The sequence below is a fragment of the Oricola sp. genome (assembly GCF_022763245.1).
In the GTDB taxonomy this organism is placed as follows: Bacteria; Pseudomonadota; Alphaproteobacteria; order Rhizobiales; family Rhizobiaceae; genus Oricola.
Genome location: NZ_JALEGV010000040.1, coordinates 633,397 through 649,068, shown reverse-complemented (window position 1 = coordinate 649,068; position 15,672 = coordinate 633,397). Strand labels below are relative to the sequence as shown.

12 protein-coding genes are annotated in these 15,672 nt (G+C 64.5%); 7 read left to right on the top strand and 5 right to left on the bottom strand.

The genetic code is table 11. The features are described from left to right. The 5 genes from MRY80_RS20600 to MRY80_RS20580 form a co-directional block, all read left to right on the top strand. Positions 1 to 1,008 (top strand): porin (locus MRY80_RS20600; RefSeq protein ID WP_293293024.1); only part of this gene is annotated, 1,008 nt, incomplete at its 5' end. 237 nt (positions 1,009 to 1,245) lie between these two features. Beyond that, on the top strand, positions 1,246 to 2,697 hold the full coding sequence (locus MRY80_RS20595; RefSeq protein WP_293293023.1) for a class I adenylate-forming enzyme family protein: 1,452 nt from the start codon (positions 1,246 to 1,248) through the stop codon (positions 2,695 to 2,697). Positions 2,698 to 2,732: 35 nt separating this feature from the next. After that, positions 2,733 to 3,737 carry a tripartite tricarboxylate transporter substrate-binding protein gene (locus tag MRY80_RS20590; RefSeq protein WP_293293022.1) on the top strand — a complete coding sequence of 335 codons (1,005 nt, stop codon included), beginning with the start codon at positions 2,733 to 2,735 and terminating at the stop codon, positions 3,735 to 3,737. Between the two features lie 201 nt (positions 3,738 to 3,938). Continuing rightward, positions 3,939 to 5,843, top strand: a complete 1,905-nt coding sequence (locus MRY80_RS20585) for a tripartite tricarboxylate transporter permease (protein ID WP_293293021.1) — start codon at positions 3,939 to 3,941, stop codon at positions 5,841 to 5,843. A gap of 132 nt (positions 5,844 to 5,975) precedes the next feature. Continuing rightward, positions 5,976 to 6,701 (top strand): M23 family metallopeptidase, encoded by a 726-nt coding sequence (locus tag MRY80_RS20580; protein ID WP_293293020.1) that lies wholly within the window; start codon positions 5,976 to 5,978, stop codon positions 6,699 to 6,701. Positions 6,702 to 6,749: 48 nt separating this feature from the next. Here the strand turns inward: MRY80_RS20580 and MRY80_RS20575 are convergent, their stop codons facing one another. Then, positions 6,750 to 8,777 carry a lytic transglycosylase domain-containing protein gene (locus MRY80_RS20575; protein ID WP_293293019.1) on the bottom strand — a complete coding sequence of 676 codons (2,028 nt, stop codon included), beginning with the start codon at positions 8,775 to 8,777 and terminating at the stop codon, positions 6,750 to 6,752. A 197-nt stretch (positions 8,778 to 8,974) separates the two neighbouring features. Between MRY80_RS20575 and dapA the strand changes: the two genes are divergently transcribed. Both dapA and smpB read left to right on the top strand, forming a co-directional pair. Continuing rightward, entirely contained in the window at positions 8,975 to 9,871 is an 897-nt protein-coding gene (dapA, locus tag MRY80_RS20570) for a 4-hydroxy-tetrahydrodipicolinate synthase (protein WP_293293017.1), read from the top strand. Positions 9,872 to 9,896: 25 nt separating this feature from the next. Beyond that, positions 9,897 to 10,379: an SsrA-binding protein SmpB gene (gene smpB / locus MRY80_RS20565; protein WP_293293016.1), complete on the top strand. Its 483-nt coding sequence runs from the start codon at positions 9,897 to 9,899 to the stop codon at positions 10,377 to 10,379. Positions 10,380 to 10,388: 9 nt separating this feature from the next. Here the strand turns inward: smpB and MRY80_RS20560 are convergent, their stop codons facing one another. From MRY80_RS20560 to MRY80_RS20545, 4 genes are all read right to left on the bottom strand, one after another. After that, complete coding sequence (locus MRY80_RS20560; RefSeq protein WP_293293014.1) at positions 10,389 to 12,344, bottom strand: tripartite tricarboxylate transporter permease; 1,956 nt, start codon at positions 12,342 to 12,344, stop codon at positions 10,389 to 10,391. A 4-nt stretch (positions 12,345 to 12,348) separates the two neighbouring features. After that, positions 12,349 to 13,851, bottom strand: a complete 1,503-nt coding sequence (locus tag MRY80_RS20555) for a class I adenylate-forming enzyme family protein (RefSeq protein WP_293293013.1) — start codon at positions 13,849 to 13,851, stop codon at positions 12,349 to 12,351. 21 nt (positions 13,852 to 13,872) lie between these two features. After that, a complete protein-coding gene (locus tag MRY80_RS20550) occupies positions 13,873 to 14,847 on the bottom strand; it encodes a hypothetical protein (RefSeq protein ID WP_293293011.1) in 975 nt (324 codons plus the stop codon). 154 nt (positions 14,848 to 15,001) lie between these two features. Next, positions 15,002 to 15,670: a uracil-DNA glycosylase gene (locus tag MRY80_RS20545; RefSeq protein WP_293293010.1), complete on the bottom strand. Its 669-nt coding sequence runs from the start codon at positions 15,668 to 15,670 to the stop codon at positions 15,002 to 15,004. Between the last annotated feature and the right edge of the window lie 2 nt (positions 15,671 to 15,672).

The window sequence follows — 15,672 nt, the reverse complement described above, 5'->3', positions numbered from 1 at the left end:
GTCGCTGTCTCCGGTGCTCGCGCTGCCGACGCCGTCATCATTCCGGAACCGGAAGTCGTCGAATACGTCCGCGTCTGCGATGCAGCCGGCACCGGCTACTTCTACATCCCGGGCACCGAAACCTGCCTGAAGATCGGCGGTTACGTCCGCTTCCAGATCGACCACGTCTCCTACAACGATCATGAAGATTATGACGACGAGTATGGTGACGACGCTTGGGCCGACTTCACCACGAAGCTCTCGCTGAAGGTTTCGTCCTGGACGGACAGCGAAATCGGCGCCGTCGAGACCTTCTACGAAGCAGTCTCCTCGGATGGCGGTTCGCTCTCCATGGACTCCGCTTACCTGTCGTTCGCTGGCCTCAAGATGGGTTACTTCGGTGGCTTCCTCGACAACGGCATCAACGGTGAAACCGACACGAGCCTCCTGAACGACAAGTTCAACACCATCCAGTACACCGGCACCGCCGGCGCCGTTTCCTTCGGTGTTGCGATCGACCAGATCCACGACACCGTCTGGAACAACTGGGAAGACGAAATGAAGTTCGGTATCACCGGCATGGTCGGCTTCTCCGCCGGCGCCGTCGATGCAACGATCACCGGCTTCTACGACCTGTACACCGAAGGTCATGGTGTTATCGGCCGCGTGTCGACCGACCTCGGCATGGGCACCCTGCAGGCTCGCGCCATCTGGCAGAGCAACGACTGGACGGGCTACGGCGGTCAGTTCTGGTTCGAAGACTACGACTTCGACGTCCGTCAGTGGAGCGCCGAAGTGTCCTACGCGGCTAACGTCAGCGACAAGCTGACCCTGACGCCGGGCTTCTCGTACCACCGTTCGTATGGTGACGACACCGTGTGGATTGCCGGCCTGACCGCTGACTACGCGATCACCGACACCCTGGCTGTCAAAGCCAACGTCGAGTACCTCGACTACAGCGACGACTGGGACAGCGACGACGACTGGAGCGCATGGTCCAGCTTCCTGCGCTTCCAGGCTTCGTTCTAATCATCAGCTTCGTCTGATTGATGAAGACCCGGCGGCTTGTCCGCCGGGTTTTTTTTAAGAATTTTCGATGGAGCGACATGGCGAGCTATACTGCCGGATCCGCGGGCCATTCCCGTCTGGCGTCATGGCTTGCACACTGCGAATTGGGCGCGTCGCCCGTCGTCCGCTCGAGGGCTTCACGCACTTGCCGGTCCTTTGAGCGATAATCCGAAACGAGAAATCGCCCGAGAACGCAAAATGGATAAATTCTTCAAATCATTGCAGGAAAATGCGAAGCGCTATCCGTCGTCACTCGCATTCATCGGTTCCAACGTCGTCCTCAATTACCGGGGGCTGGAACAGAGCATCAACAACATCGCCACGAAGGCGCTTTCGCTCGACATCAAGCCGGGCAGCTCGGTCTGCGTTCGCTGCCAGAACCCGAATGTGCAGTTGCTGACGAATCTCGGGCTGATGCGTGCCGGCATGAAAGTCGCGATCGCGACCAAGCCGGAGATATTCGCCGAGCATGATTTCACCTTCGATGTCTTCATCACCGACGGTGCCGCCGCCAAGGGCTGGGAGTACAAGGCGAACAAGGGCATCAGGCTGACGGCCGACTGGTCCCAACCACACCAGTTCTCCAAGCGCAAGATCGCCGATCATCCCTATTCGCTGATCTTCGCATCGTCCGGTTCCACCGGTCACGGAAAGCTGCTCGAAGCAAGCCGGAAGAACGTCGAATACCGCATCGGGCTGAAGGAAAAAGAGCCGTATTTCCATGCGGATACGCGCTTTCTTTCACTCGCGCAGCCCAATTCCATGACGACCTTCGCGGACATGCTGATCACCCTCATGAACGGTGGGCAGGTGATCCGTCTGGGGCTGATGCCCCCTGAGCGGTCGCTCGACGCGATCACGGTCTATCAGCCCACCTATGTCAGCGCCGCGCCTTATTCCCTGGTTGGCATGCTGGATTCGCTGACGAGCTCGCGGCGCAGGTTCCGCAAGGTGGAGTATCTGCGGGTCGCAGGCGCCTATTGCGCGCCGGACGTCCGCAAGAAGGCGAAAGACCTGTTCGCAGACAACGTCATCACCTCCTACGGCGCCACCGAAACGGGCCGGATCGCGTTCGGCGAGTATGACGAGATCGCCGGTGTCGAAGGCGCGGTCGGCAAGGTCATTCCCGGGTTCGAGATCGAAGCCCTGGACGACGAGGGCAATGCCCTCCCGGCCGGAACCGACGGCGAATTGCGGATGAAGCCGCCAGCCGGCAGCGCCTTGACCTACATCACGGCGGAAGGCCCGAAGGACCCGCTGAAGGACGGATGGTTCTATCCGGGCGACATCGGCCATGTCACCGAAGACAATGTGCTGGTGATCTCAGGCCGCAAGAGCAACGTCATCAATTTCGGCGGCAACAAGCTCGATCCGGAGCGCATCGAGGCGGCCATCCGGCTGATGGACGGTGTCGACGATGTCGCCGTTGCGGCGCAGCCCGGCGCCAACGGGTTCGACGTGATTCATTGTCTCGTCGAGGGTGCGGGAAGGCTGACTGCCGCGGACATGAACGCGTTTCTGGTGTCGAGCGGACAGTCCTTCCAGGTCGAGTCCGTCCACAAGGTCAACGCCATTCCGCGCACCGACACCAACAAGATCAGCCGCCCGGGCGTGCTCGAAGCGGTTCAGGGCAAGTTGAAGAACGGGTGATTTCACGCGCGGGGCACAAACCTGGAGGAGTTTTCATGACGACACGGATCAAGAAAATCGGGCTGGCGGCGTCGCTTGCCCTTGCTGTGCTGGGCGTCTCGCAGCCATATGCAGCGCCGTTCGACGCCGACACGGTCGAGCTGCGGATCGGCTACAGCGCCGGCGGCGGCTACGACACCTTCGGGCGCCTCGTCGCACGGCACCTCGGCCGGTTCCTGCCGGGCAATCCGGATTTCGTCGTGCAGAACCAGCCGGGCGGTGGCAGCCTCAAGCTCACCCTTCTGACCGCGGCCAGCAAGGCCAATGACGGCTCGCTGATCACCATGGCCAATTCCTCCATGGCGACATTCCCGCTGTTCAACGCGGATGCGGCAAAATACGACCCGACGGCACTGACCTGGATCGGAAGCCTCGCGAACGAGACCTCGGTCTGCGTGACGACCAAGGCGTCCGGGATAGAGACGATGGATGCGTTCATGGCGCAGGATTTCGTCGTCGGCGCGACTGACAAGGGCGCTACCACCTATCAGTTTCCGGCCCTCCTGAAGAACCTGTTCGACGCGAAGTTCAGGATCGTCACCGGATATCCGGGCGGTCCGGAAATCCTTCTGGCGATGGAGCAGGGCGAGGTGCAGGCGCGCTGCGGCTACTCCTGGTCCTCCCTGAAGGGGTCGGCCTACGAGAACCAGTTCAACCGGATCGGGCAACTCGGCCTCGTCCGCAACAAGGATCTCGGCGACCTGCCGGCCTTCTACGAGATGATCGAGGACGAAAACGAGCGCAAGGCCGCTGCCCTCGTCATCGCGCCGCTCGCCTTCTATCGCGCCTTCTTCGCGCCGCCCGGCATGGATCCCGAAGTCGCGGCCACGCTGCGCGACGCCTTCACCGAGATGACGCAGGATGCGGAGTTCCTTAAGGAAGCGGAATCGCTGGGTCTGGACGTCGATGCGATGCCGGGCGAGGAGATCCAGAAGCTCGTCGCTGAACTCATGGCCTCCGACGCGTCGCTGGTCGAGCGGGCTGGCGAACTGCTCGAATAGCGAGCGGAGCAGGCGTTTGACGATATCGGCCGGTCGCGCGCCCCGGTGCGCGGCGGCCTTTGAGAGCGATCCGGCATCCGGGTCGCTTTCGCGTGACAGGGCCGGGCGCCCGGTTCTGGCCGCCAGAAGCAGGTTCGGTGAAGGCCTTTGACAGAAGCGTATCTACTGGCCCTATCGGAGATCGCGGAACCGTCGCGGCTGATGTTTCTCTTCATCGGCGTCTGTTCGGGGCTGGTCATCGGCGTCATTCCGGGCCTCAGCGGCATCATCGGCATGGCGCTGCTAGTGCCGTTCACCTACCAACTCGACCCGTATGCGGCGATCGCGCTGCTCCTCGGCATGGGGTCGGTCACCACCACCAGCGACACGATCTCCGCGGTGCTGTTCGGCGTGCCGGGCACGGTCGGGTCCGCGGCGACCGTGGTCGACGGTCACGCGATGGCGCGCAAGGGCGAAAGCGAGCGCGCGTTCGGCGCGGCCTTCAGCGCCTCGATGATCGGCGGCATCGTGGGCGCCTTCGCCCTGGCTCTCGCCATCCCGCTCATGCGGCCGATCGTGGCCAGCATCGCGTCGCCCGAACTCTTCGCCATCTCGATCTTCGGCCTGTCCATGGTGGCGACCCTTTCGGCTGCGAACCCGCTACGAGGCCTGCTCTCGGTCTGCGCCGGGCTGGCCGTGGCCTTCATCGGGCTGGCGCCGACCACGGCGACGGATCGGTGGACCTATGGCACCATCTACCTCTGGGAGGGCGTGCCCCTCGTTCCGCTCTTCCTCGGCCTGTTCGGGGTGCCCGAACTGTTCGTGCTTCTGAAATCCAAGGCGATCGCGGTGGAGAAATCCGCGCTATCCGCCGGGGGAGGTCTGAAGACCGGCATCAAGGACACGCTGAAGAACGCGCCCCTGGTGGCGCGGATGAGTTTCCTCGGCGCGCTGCTCGGCGCGGTGCCCGGCATCGGGGCCGCGGTGATCGACTGGATCGCCTACGGCGTCGCAAGCCGCACGATCCGCCGCAACAACGAGTTCGGGCAGGGCGACGTCAGGGGCGTGATCGCCCCGGAATCGGCGAACAATGCCAAGGAAGGCGGCGCGCTGGTGCCGACGATCGCGTTCGGCATCCCGGGCAGCGCAAGCATGACGATCCTTCTCGGCGCGCTTCTGGTGCAGGGCATCGTGCCGGGGCCGGACATGCTGACCAAGCATCTCGACCTCACCGTCGTCATGGTGTTGAGCGTCGGCCTTGCCAACATTCTCGGCACCGCGATCTGCCTCGGGCTGACGCCCTATCTCGCCCGTCTCGCCGTCGTACCTTCCGCGATCATAGTTCCGGTCGTCCTTGTCTTCGTGATGCTGGGCGCGTTCCAGGCCAACCGCGACTACGGCGATCTGGTGACCCTGCTCGTCTTCGGCGTCGTCGGCATGGTGCTCGGCGCGGCCAACTGGTCGCGATCCGCCTTTGCGCTGGGCTTCGTCCTCGGGCCGGCGGTCGAGCGCTACTTCTTCATCTCGCACTCCATCTACGAGTGGTCGTGGCTGACGCGGCCGATCGTCATGATCATTCTGGCTTTGGCGATCGCCAGCTTCTTCCGCTACCTGCCGGAATGGTTCCGGGCGATCCGGCAGCGCGGGCTGGAGCCAACGCGCGTGGCGTCGATTCCCGCCGCGATGCTGAGCTTCCTGGCGGTGACGCTGTCGGTGTTCGGCGTGGTCACGGCGAGCGCATGGCCCGCGGGCGCTTCGTTGTTCCCGCTCGTCGTCTTCGTGGTGATCCTGGCGATCGGCCTCGTCCTGCTGGCAAATGACGTCATTCGCCTGCGCGCCATCGATCTTCGGTCGGGCATCCGCGACAAGGTGGTGACGCCCGCGGTCGCCGGGCTCGTCTATCTTCTCGGCTTCCTGTCGCTTCTCGCACTGTTCGTCTGTTTCGGCCCCTATGTGGCGGTCGCGGTCTTCATCGCCGTCAGCGTGTTCCGCTCGGGCGGCATCAGCATGCGGGTCGTGATCCCGACGATCGTCGGCGTTCTGTTGACGATATGGCTGCTCTTCGACCTCGCCATGAACATCCCGTGGCCGGCGCCGCTGGTCCCGATCTTCTCACATTTCACATGACCGAGCGGCAGGCCATATGGACACTGGACGTCGTGTCGGCGTAGAAGAACTCCACCGTGATCGTCCTCGGGTTGTGACAGCGACGGACGATTTTCAGCGACACCTTTGTTCTGGATTCGATGGGGAGGGGACGTGAGACTGTCAGGCAAGCTCCCATCCATGGCCGGTTTCGTCGGCTTGAGCCTCATGCTCTCCGGCTGTGTCGATCTTTACGGCGACGCAACGCCCTATCTCGGCGAAGTGGAAGAACGCATCGCCCTGACGATGCCCGCCAACGCGCCGTCAATCCGGCAGCAATATCGCGTCGAGGATCCCAACAGCGAGAACGCCGCGCCCTACAAGCATGAGGGCATCGACGTCATCGCAAAGCTCGGCACCCCGGTTCTGGCCGCCGCGCCCGGGCGCGTCACCAAGTCCTTCGTCGAGCCCATGTATGGCAACCAGGTCGTCATCGATCATGGCGCCGACGCCAGCGGACGGCGAACCATCTCGATCTACAAGCATCTCGACCGAAAGAGCGTGAAGGTGGGCGACACCGTCGCGCGCGGCCAGGCGATCGGAACGCTGGGCCGAACCGGCGTGCTCGCGGCCGGCATCCTGCATCTTCATTTCGAGATCCACCGCCAGGTGAAGCCGGGCGGACGCGGCCTCATTCCGATCGATCCGAACCGCCTGTGGATGAACGGCGTCGGCAAGATCACCTGTTTCGACGGGGCGGTCGAGTATGACGAAACGGTCTTCCGCGCGACCTATCCGGTTGTCTGCAAGGGCCTCAACCCGGCCGCGGTCACATTCCCGCACGGCACCGGCTCGCTGTCCGCGCTGAAGCGGCCGACGCCCGAAACGGCGACGGAATAGCGTTTCATCGCAAGCGGTTGATGTCCGTTCCCCTTCTTGGGAGGCGGGCTATTCCTTGACCCCGAACCGCAGGTCATGGGCGATGTCGGCGGGTTCGTCGAAGCGCGCCTTGTAGACCTGCAGGTTTTCCATCACGCGCTGCACATAGCTGCGGGTCTCGGTGTAGGGAATCTGTTCCACCCAGTCGATGACCTCGTCGAGCGGCTTGCCGCGCGGATCGCCGAAGCGCTCGATCCATTCGCCCACCCGGGTCGGCCCGGCATTGTAGGCGATGAAGGTAAGGATGTAGGAACCGTCGAACCGGTCGAGCTGCCGGCGCAGATAGGCGGCGCCGAGCGCGGCGTTGTAGGCGCTGTCCGAGCCCAGCCGGGCGGGCTGGTAGTCGAGCCCCGCCTGCCGCGCCATCTGCTTGGCCGTGCCGGGCAGGAGCTGCATCAGGCCGAGAGCATTGGCGCGCGAATGTGCGCCGACATTGAATTCGCTTTCCTGGCGCGCGATCGCATAGGCGAGGGGACGTTCCTGCGGCTCGATCGGCGTCGAGGCGGGAATCGCGCCGATCGGGTGGGTCAGCGCGCCGGTTTCCAGCCCGCGCCATTCGGCCGCCTTGGCGATGCGAAGCGCGGTGAAGCGGTCTTCCAGCCGTTCCAGATGGGCGACGAGCTGCGTGATGGCCGGCGTGTTCTCCAGCGTGCCGCCCAGGCCGCGCGCCAGCCTGCGGGCGAGGTCGGTGCGGCCGATCTCTTCCAGGCGCAGCATGGCGGCCACCGGTTCGTTGGACTTGTAGCGGTCCGTGTCGCCCGGCGTGACCGAGGGCCGGTGGATGTCCTCCGGCTCCAGCCCCAGGCGCTGGCGCGCCAACTGGCCGTAATAGGTGGTCTGGAACTGCGCGGCGCGCCGATAATGCGCGTCGGCCTCGGGCGATTTCGCGGCCTCATACGCCCGGCCCAGCCAATAGGCGCCGCGCGCCCGCGAGATCGCGCCGTTGGCCAGATCCTCGATGCTCTCGAAATGCGCGATCGCCTTGTCCGGGTCGTTCAGGCCGCGCAGCGCGTACCAGCCGGCATGGAATGCGGCTTCAATCTGGGTCGCCGCCGATCCGCCGCGATGCATCGCGGCAATCTTGTAGGCGGTCTCGGGATCGTCATGCTCGAAGGCGTCGCGCGAGACGATTCGACGTTCGGTCCACCATGCGTCCGGGTCCACCAGCTCGGAAGGCTCGACCGGCGCTTCCAGCAGCAGCTTGGCCGCGTCGCCGTCGCGTTCCATGTGGCGCAACCAGGTGATGCGGGCAAACAGATGGTGCGGGCTCTCCTTGAAGTTATCGTCCGCCTTTTCGAGCAGCTTCGGCGCGTCCTTTTCCGTGCGGATCGCCGCCGACCACGGGTCGAAGAACGCCTCCATCTCCGCGGCGCGCGCGACCCGTCCGGCCGAGCGGATGCGCTCGCGATACATCATGGCGAGGAACCGCTTGCGGTGATCCTCCTTGCTGAGGACCTCCACGAACTCCGACAGGATCTGCAATTCGTCGCGTGAGGACAGAGGCTCGTCCAGCCACCAGGGCAGAAGCGCCTCGCGGGCGCCCTCGCTGTCCTTCAGGCTCACCCGGGCGCGGGCGAGCGCGACGGCGCCGGTCAGCGTCTGCGGTGCGTCCTTCTCGTAGATCCGGACGATCTCCAGAGGATCGTGCGTTTCGCGCGCCAGCGCCCGCTCGAAATTGGCGCTGAGCGACGTCGTGTCCGGCCAGCCTTCGAGCGCCTTGATGGCGTCGGCGATCTCCGCCGACGACACGCCGGCGCTGCCGGAGGTCGCCGCCGCCCAGGTGATGATCTTCGCGTCGAGGCTTTGAGCGGGAAGGGCGCGATGCAGTGTGCGCAGCCGGTCGAAATCGCCGGCATCAAGCGCGTCGAGCGCTTCCGCCAGCGCGGCGCGGTTCGGCGCCGGCTCGTTGCGCGCGATGGATCCGGTGGTCTGGCGGTCGATGCCGGCCGGCGCGTCGGCAAGCACGATCGCTCCGACGACGGCGGCGTGAAGGCCGGCGGTCGCGGCGACGATGGCGGTCAGGCGTGGCAACGGCATGGCGTTTCCCCTTGCGGGCGATTCACGGTTCCCTATCGCGAGAGCATGGCCTGTTTATGGTGAACGGTCCGTGAAAATGCGCACAAAACGATGCGATCTCCGTGCTTGCCGCAGGCAGTCCGCGCGACTATGGTGCGCCGAAATTACCAAACCATAGCGCGGAAAACCGCGCAACCTTCTGTGGGAGTTGAGTTTTCATGGTGGAGCGTTCGGCGCTGCGCGGGTCGATGACCGCGCTTGTTACCCCGTTCGACATGTCGGGCGCGTTCGACGAGGACGTGTTTCACGCGCTCGTGGAATGGCAGATCGCCGAGGGAACGAAAGGCCTCGTTCCCGTCGGGACGACAGGGGAGTCGCCGACCCTGACCCATGACGAGCACAAGCGCGTCATCGAGGTCTGCATTTCCGCGTCCGCCGGTCGCGCGCCGGTGATCGCGGGTGCCGGCTCCAACAACACGCATGAGGCCGTCGATCTCGCCATGCACGCCGAAAGCGCCGGCGCGGATGCGGTGCTCGTCGTCACGCCCTATTACAACAAGCCCAACCAGCGCGGGCTCTACGAGCATTTCGCCGCCATCGCACAGGCGATCGACATCCCGATCATCATTTACAACATCCCGCCGCGCTCGGTGATCGACATGGTCCCGCAGACGATGGGCCGGCTGGTCGTCGATTTCCCCAATGTCTGGGGCGTCAAGGACGCGACCGGCAAGGTCGAGCGCGTCTCCGAACAGCGCATGGCCTGCGGCCACGACTTCATCCAGCTTTCGGGCGAGGACGCGTCGGCGCTCGGCTTCAACGCGCATGGCGGCGTCGGCTGCATCTCGGTGACGGCAAATGTCGCGCCGCGCCTGTGCTCGGAGTTCCAGTCTGCCTGCGAGGCCGGCGATTACGGCCGGGCGCTGGAGTATCAGGACAAGCTCCTGCCGCTGCACAAGGCGCTCTTCATCGAGCCCGGCGTGTCCGGTGCGAAATATGCGTTGTCGCGTCTCGGCCGCGTCAAGAACCGGCTGCGGTCGCCGATGGTGCCGGTGGAGGATTCCACCGCTCACGCCATCGACGAGGCGATGCGTCATGCCGGCCTCTTGAACTGAGCCGGCGCGACCACACCTTCCGGTTATGGCAAACAGCAAGAAAAAGCCCGATCCGGCGCGCAAGCTCGTCGCCGAGAACCGCAAGGCGCGTTTCAATTTCGAGATCCTCGACACGTTCGAGGCTGGCCTCGTGCTGCAAGGCACCGAGGTAAAGTCCTTGCGCAATGGTGAGGCCAACATCGCGGAAAGCTACGTGTCGGAGGAGAACGGCGAGATCTGGCTGATCAACTCCCACATCCCGGAATATTTGGAAGCCAACCGGTTCAACCATCAGCCGCGCCGGCCGCGCAAACTGCTGCTGCACAAGCGCGAAATGGCGAAGATGGCGCAGTCGGCGGATCGCGACGGCATGACGCTCGTGCCGCTGAAGCTCTATTTCAACGATCGCGGCCGCGCCAAGCTGGAAGTCGCCATCGCGCGCGGCAAGAAGCTGCATGACAAGCGCGAGAGTTCCAAGCAACGCGACTGGAACCGCCAGAAGGCAAGGCTCATCCGCGAGCACGGCTGAGCCGCCTGTTCAGGCGAGCCGGGCGACAACGATCTCCACCAGCGAATGCGGCCAGCGTACCGACACGAGCGTGTCGAACACGCCGTAGACGACGGCCGTGCAACCCGCGGCCGTCAGCGCCGCCGGCAGCCTGCCGCCGGACGTGTGAAACACGACCACGCCGAGCACGAACACGAAGGTCGCCGCCAGGTGGCCGATCGCGTAGATCAGCAGTAGAAACGCCAGGCTGTAGAGTGCCATCCGGGCTGGCGCAGCCGCTGCGGCGAGCCCTTCCATCCGGCTTGGCTCTGACGCTTTGACGCCTTTGCTGCGCCGTCGCCAGAGGAAACGGACCAACAGGGCAAGCCCCAGCAGGATCGTGGCCGTGCCGATGACGATCGGAAACAGCCCGGCGACGAAGGTGAGATCGGCCGCCCGGCTGACGATGACGACGCCCAGGCCGGTCAGTGCCACGTAGCTCAGGGCGTCGCCCGCGCCGTCATCCGCCAGCACCCGGTCGCCGCGCGTCCGGCGTAGGCTTCGAATCGACGCCATGATCACGATCAGAAGCAGCGCGAGGGCGATCAGGACGAGCGGTCTAAGGAAGGTGTTCACCCCATGCATCTGGATCGAGAGGTGGAAGAAACGCTCGACGCTCGCGCCCAGCACGAAGCCGAGGGACAGCGCCGCCCGCGACCAGCCATTGTGTTTCATCAGGTAGCCGAGGAACCCTGCGGCGACGAAGACTGCGAAGTCCTTCGGGTCGCCGTTCCGGGAGAAGACGCCGAGCACGAGGAAGACGGTCGCGACCGCGAAGATGTAGTGCGTCGGAATGACCGCGATGCGTGCAAAGGCCCCGGTGAAGGACAGGCACAGCATCGTGCCGATGATGTTGGCCACGCAGATGTAGAAGACCATCGCGTAGATGAGCGGCAGGTTCTCCTGCAGCATCTGCGGTCCGGGCGAGATGCCTTGCACGTTGAACGCGGCCAGCAGGATCGTCATCGTGACGGACCCGGGCAGACCGAGCGCGATCGTCGGAATGAGATAGCCGCCTTCCTTGGCGTTGTTGGCGCTTTCGGGCGCGATCACGCCCTTGATGTTGCCTTCGCCGAATTCCGGCGCCTCGCGGTTCGCGCGTTTCGCCAGGCCGTAGGCGACCCAGTCGATCACGGTGACGCCGACGCCGGGAATGGCGCCGAGCACAGCGCCCAAGCCGCTGCTTTGCAACACGAGGCGCCAGTTGCGCCTCATGTCGGCGATGCCGGCCTTCAAACCCGCCACGGCGCCGGCCTTCGGCGCATGGTCGCTGATCCGCGGCCGGCGCAGCAGGTCGATCATCTCGGGAAAGCCGAACAGCCCGAGAAACAGCACCTCCAGCGGCACGCCGTCCCAGAAATAGATCATCCCGGCGGTGAAGCGTTCCTCGCCGGTATTGCTGTCCAACCCCACGAAGCAGAGCAGGATCCCGATCAGGAGAGACGCCAGCCCCTTGAGGCTGTCGCGGCCGGAGATCAGCGAGACCAGCAGCATGCCCATGATCGAGATCGCCAGGAAATCCGGCGTCTGCATCGTGGTGACGATGGGCCGCATGAAGGGGATCGTCGCAAACAGCACCATCGCGCCGAATATGCCGCCGAGCATGGAGGACGAGAAGGCCGCGCCCAGCGCGCGTGCGGCTTGTCCCTGTCGTGCCAGCGGGTGGCCGTCTTCCACCGTCGCGATGGCGCTGATGGTCCCGGGTACGCCTAGGAGGACGGCGGGAATCGTGTCCGAAATAGTCGTCACGGCGGTCACGCCGAGAAGCAGCGCCACCGCGGCGAAGGGGTCGAGGTGATAGGTGAAGGGAACCAGGACCACGAGGCCGAACAGCCCGCCGACCCCGGGAATGACCCCGAGAATGAGGCCGGCGACGACCCCGGCGAGCAGCGACAGCAGTGCTGTCGCGTCGAAAATGCCTGTCAGAAACCCCCCGGGGTCCGGCATTCGATCAACCCTGGTGCGCTTTCGCCGAGGACGACTTCTCCGTCACCAGAACGGGTTCCAGGGTTTCGCTGAGCTGCAGGGCCTCGCGCCGCACAGGCTTGCCGGTGTCGGTGCGCGGAACCTCCTTGGACGCGTAGATCATCCCGGGCGGCACCCGGATCTCCCGTGCGGCCACCATGCTTTCCATCAGCCGCGTGGCCTGCGCGTGGGGATCGACGCCGGCCTTGAAACGCACCATCAGGTTGATCCTGTCCACGCCGAGATCGTCGGGCTTGAGGAACGCGTAGCCGTCCTCGACGCCGTCGAAGGAGGTGACGAAATCGTCATAGGTCAGGATGTTGACCTTCGTGCCGCCGATATTGACCGTATCGTCGCTGCGCCCCTCGATGAACAGGTACCCGTCCGAGGAAAACCGTCCGGTGTCTCCGGAATAGTACCATCCGTCCCGAATGGCCCTGGCGTTCGTCTCCTCGTCGAAATAGTGCGGCAGGCCGAGATCCGATTTCATCCGCAGATGACCGATTTCTCCCGCCGGAACGGGCGCGCCGTCATCGTCGACGACCTCGATATGCATGTCTTTCGAGACCTTCAGCCGCCCGTCGTAGTTCGAACGCGTGGCCTGCGCATATTCGGCGATGTTGCCCATCTCCGTCGAGCCGTAGAAGATCGCGACCTTCTTGAAGCGCTTGCGCAGGTTGCGCAGGAATTCCGTACCCGGGCGGCTGCCACCCACCATGACGAGTGGAAGGGTCGTGTTGATCCCTCGTTGATCGAGGCTGCGCATGAACGTGGCCAACTGGGCCGGGGAGCCCACGACCATGTCGACCTTTCCCCGTCTGAACAGGTCGTTGGTAATCGTCTCGATCAACAGGCCGCCGTCGAGCAGCGTCTGGATTCTGGTGTTCGAGCCCATCCCCGACTTGGGCGGGAACATGCACCAGCAGGTCGGGGCTGCAAGGTCCTTGGCGGCTTCCCACCGCCACTGGATGCGCTTCCACTCCGATTCGGCCGTGATCCAGATCGCCTTGCGGTCGCCCGTCGAGCCCGACGAGATGCCCATCCGGGACATGTCGGATGCGTTTGCGAAGCCGTCCGTGGTCCCCAGAGGCAATCCGCCGCCCCGGTTGGCGGCTGCGATCGCGGTCGGGTTGACGACCACCACGGTGCCGGCGGTAGGAACGTCGGCAGGCGGCCTTTGGGAGACGAGCGTATGCGTGACGTTCTCGGCGATCACGTGAAGGCTTCCCGGCTTGCCGTCGGTCCAGGCGGCGCCGAGAAGCGAGGCTGCGGCGATGCACACCAGCACGCCGGACGGATCATCGAGCTGGATCGCCACGCAGGAGCCGCGACCGACCCCCTTGTTGCGCAGCAGGCCGGTCAGTCCATGGACCAGTTGGCCGAAGGAGGCGTAGCTGAGCGGACCCGCGTGCAGCATGATCGCAGGCTTGTTGCCATAACGTCGCGCCGCCTGCAGCAACGCGCTCCCGACATTGTGTTCCAGTGACATGATCCGTCGAATACCCCGATTCTACTGGAGCATATCGGTCAGGTGTTCCACCGTCGAGGCATCGGCGTCCGCGACTGCCTGGATCTGCTCTGCCAGCGCGGGGCCGTTCATCGCGTCGATGCTTGAATAGTAGGAAGCGGCTTCCTCAAGGAACTCCGGATCTTCGATCACCGCCGCGAAGGCGTCCTGATACTTCTTGACGGCTTCCTCGGAGGCGCCCGGCGCAATCAGGAAGGGATAATACACCCGGTCGCTCGTGGCGTAGAGCGCGATGGCCGCCTTGTCCTCTTCGGTCTTCGCCTGCGACATGAAGCTCGGGATGGTCGTGCCATCGACCTCGACATCCTTGCCGAGCGAGCCGATCACGAAATGCGTTTCCTGCTGGTTGTTGCGCACGTAGCGGTCGAGCTGGGTGCCGCAATAGCCGTCGATCTCGCCGCGTTCGATGGCCGCCTCGATGTCGGTCAGCCCCTTGAAGCCGGTGATGATCTCGTATTTCGCGTCGAAGGCGCCCTTGATGATCGCCGCGAGCTCGTAGAACGCGCCGGCCTTCGAGGTGGCGCCGATCTTGGCGTCGGCCGTCACCATCTTGTCCAGCGTGTCGATGCCGGACGCCTTGGAGGTGATGCAGACGCTCGTCGCCGAATTCAGGCTGCCGACCCAGTTGAACGACGAGAAATCCACCGCAACCGTTTCCGGATCCAGCCGCGCCTTGACGATCTGGCTGGCGAGCACGAGGCCGATCTCGTCATCCGCTTCGGAGACCTGCATCTGGCGCGCGAGGTTGAGGCTGGAGGCGCCCGGCACGTTCTGCACGATCACCGTCTCGCCTTCGCCCAGATGCTTTTCGAGGAACGGTGCCATCAGGCGGGCCGCGAAATCGTAGCCGCCGCCGGCGGTCAGTCCGACGAGGATTTTCGTCTCTGCCTGTGCCGCGCCGGTGCAGATCATGGCCACTGCGGCGGCCGCGAGCGTGTTGACGGTGAGTTTGAACATGGAATTCCCCCTTGCTTGGTCTCGTCGGAGATCGAATGACACTTGAGTAACCTAAGGGAATGTCTGCGTCACGCAAAGATTCCGTCGCCTCTTCAGGCCGTGTCTTTCACAGAAATCGAGTGGGCGCCGGACGAAGTCTCGGAAATTCCGGCCGTCAGCGCTTGTCCGCCAGAACGATGCGCTTCGCGTCGAGGATGACGCGTTCGAACATTTCCGGCGTCAGCCGTCCGGTGTTGATGTTGTAGCGTGAGCAGTGATAGCTCGAAATGATTGAAATTCCGTCGATTTCCGTTGTCGCGCCGTGCCGGAACGGATGCTCGGCCAGACGTGCGTTCAGGGCGCGCACCGTGGAATCATGGGCGATCTTGCCCAGCGTCAGAATGCCGCGCAGGTCGCCCATCCTCCGTATCGTCTCGACAAGGAACGGCCGGCAGGCGTTGATCTCGGCCGCTGTCGGCTTGTTCTCCGGCGGCAAGCAGCGAACGGCGTTGGTGATCGCGACGCCTTTCAGCCGAAGCCCGTCGTCGGGGCGGCTCTCGAACACCCCTTCGGCGAGGCCGTGGCGGGTCAGCGTTGCGTAGAGCAGGTCGCCCGAAAAATCGCCGGTGAAGGGGCGGCCGGTTCTGTTGGCGCCGCGCAGGCCCGGGGCGAGTCCGATGATCAGCAGCCGCACGCCGCTTGCGCCTTCCGGCGGCAGCCAAGTCGCCACGGGCGCATTGTGCCAGTCAGGCTCGCGCACCCGCCATCCCGCGATGAACTCATGCAGGCGCGAACAGCGCGCGCAATCTGGCGCGGGATCGGCAGGGCAGGGGGCAGCGGACACTG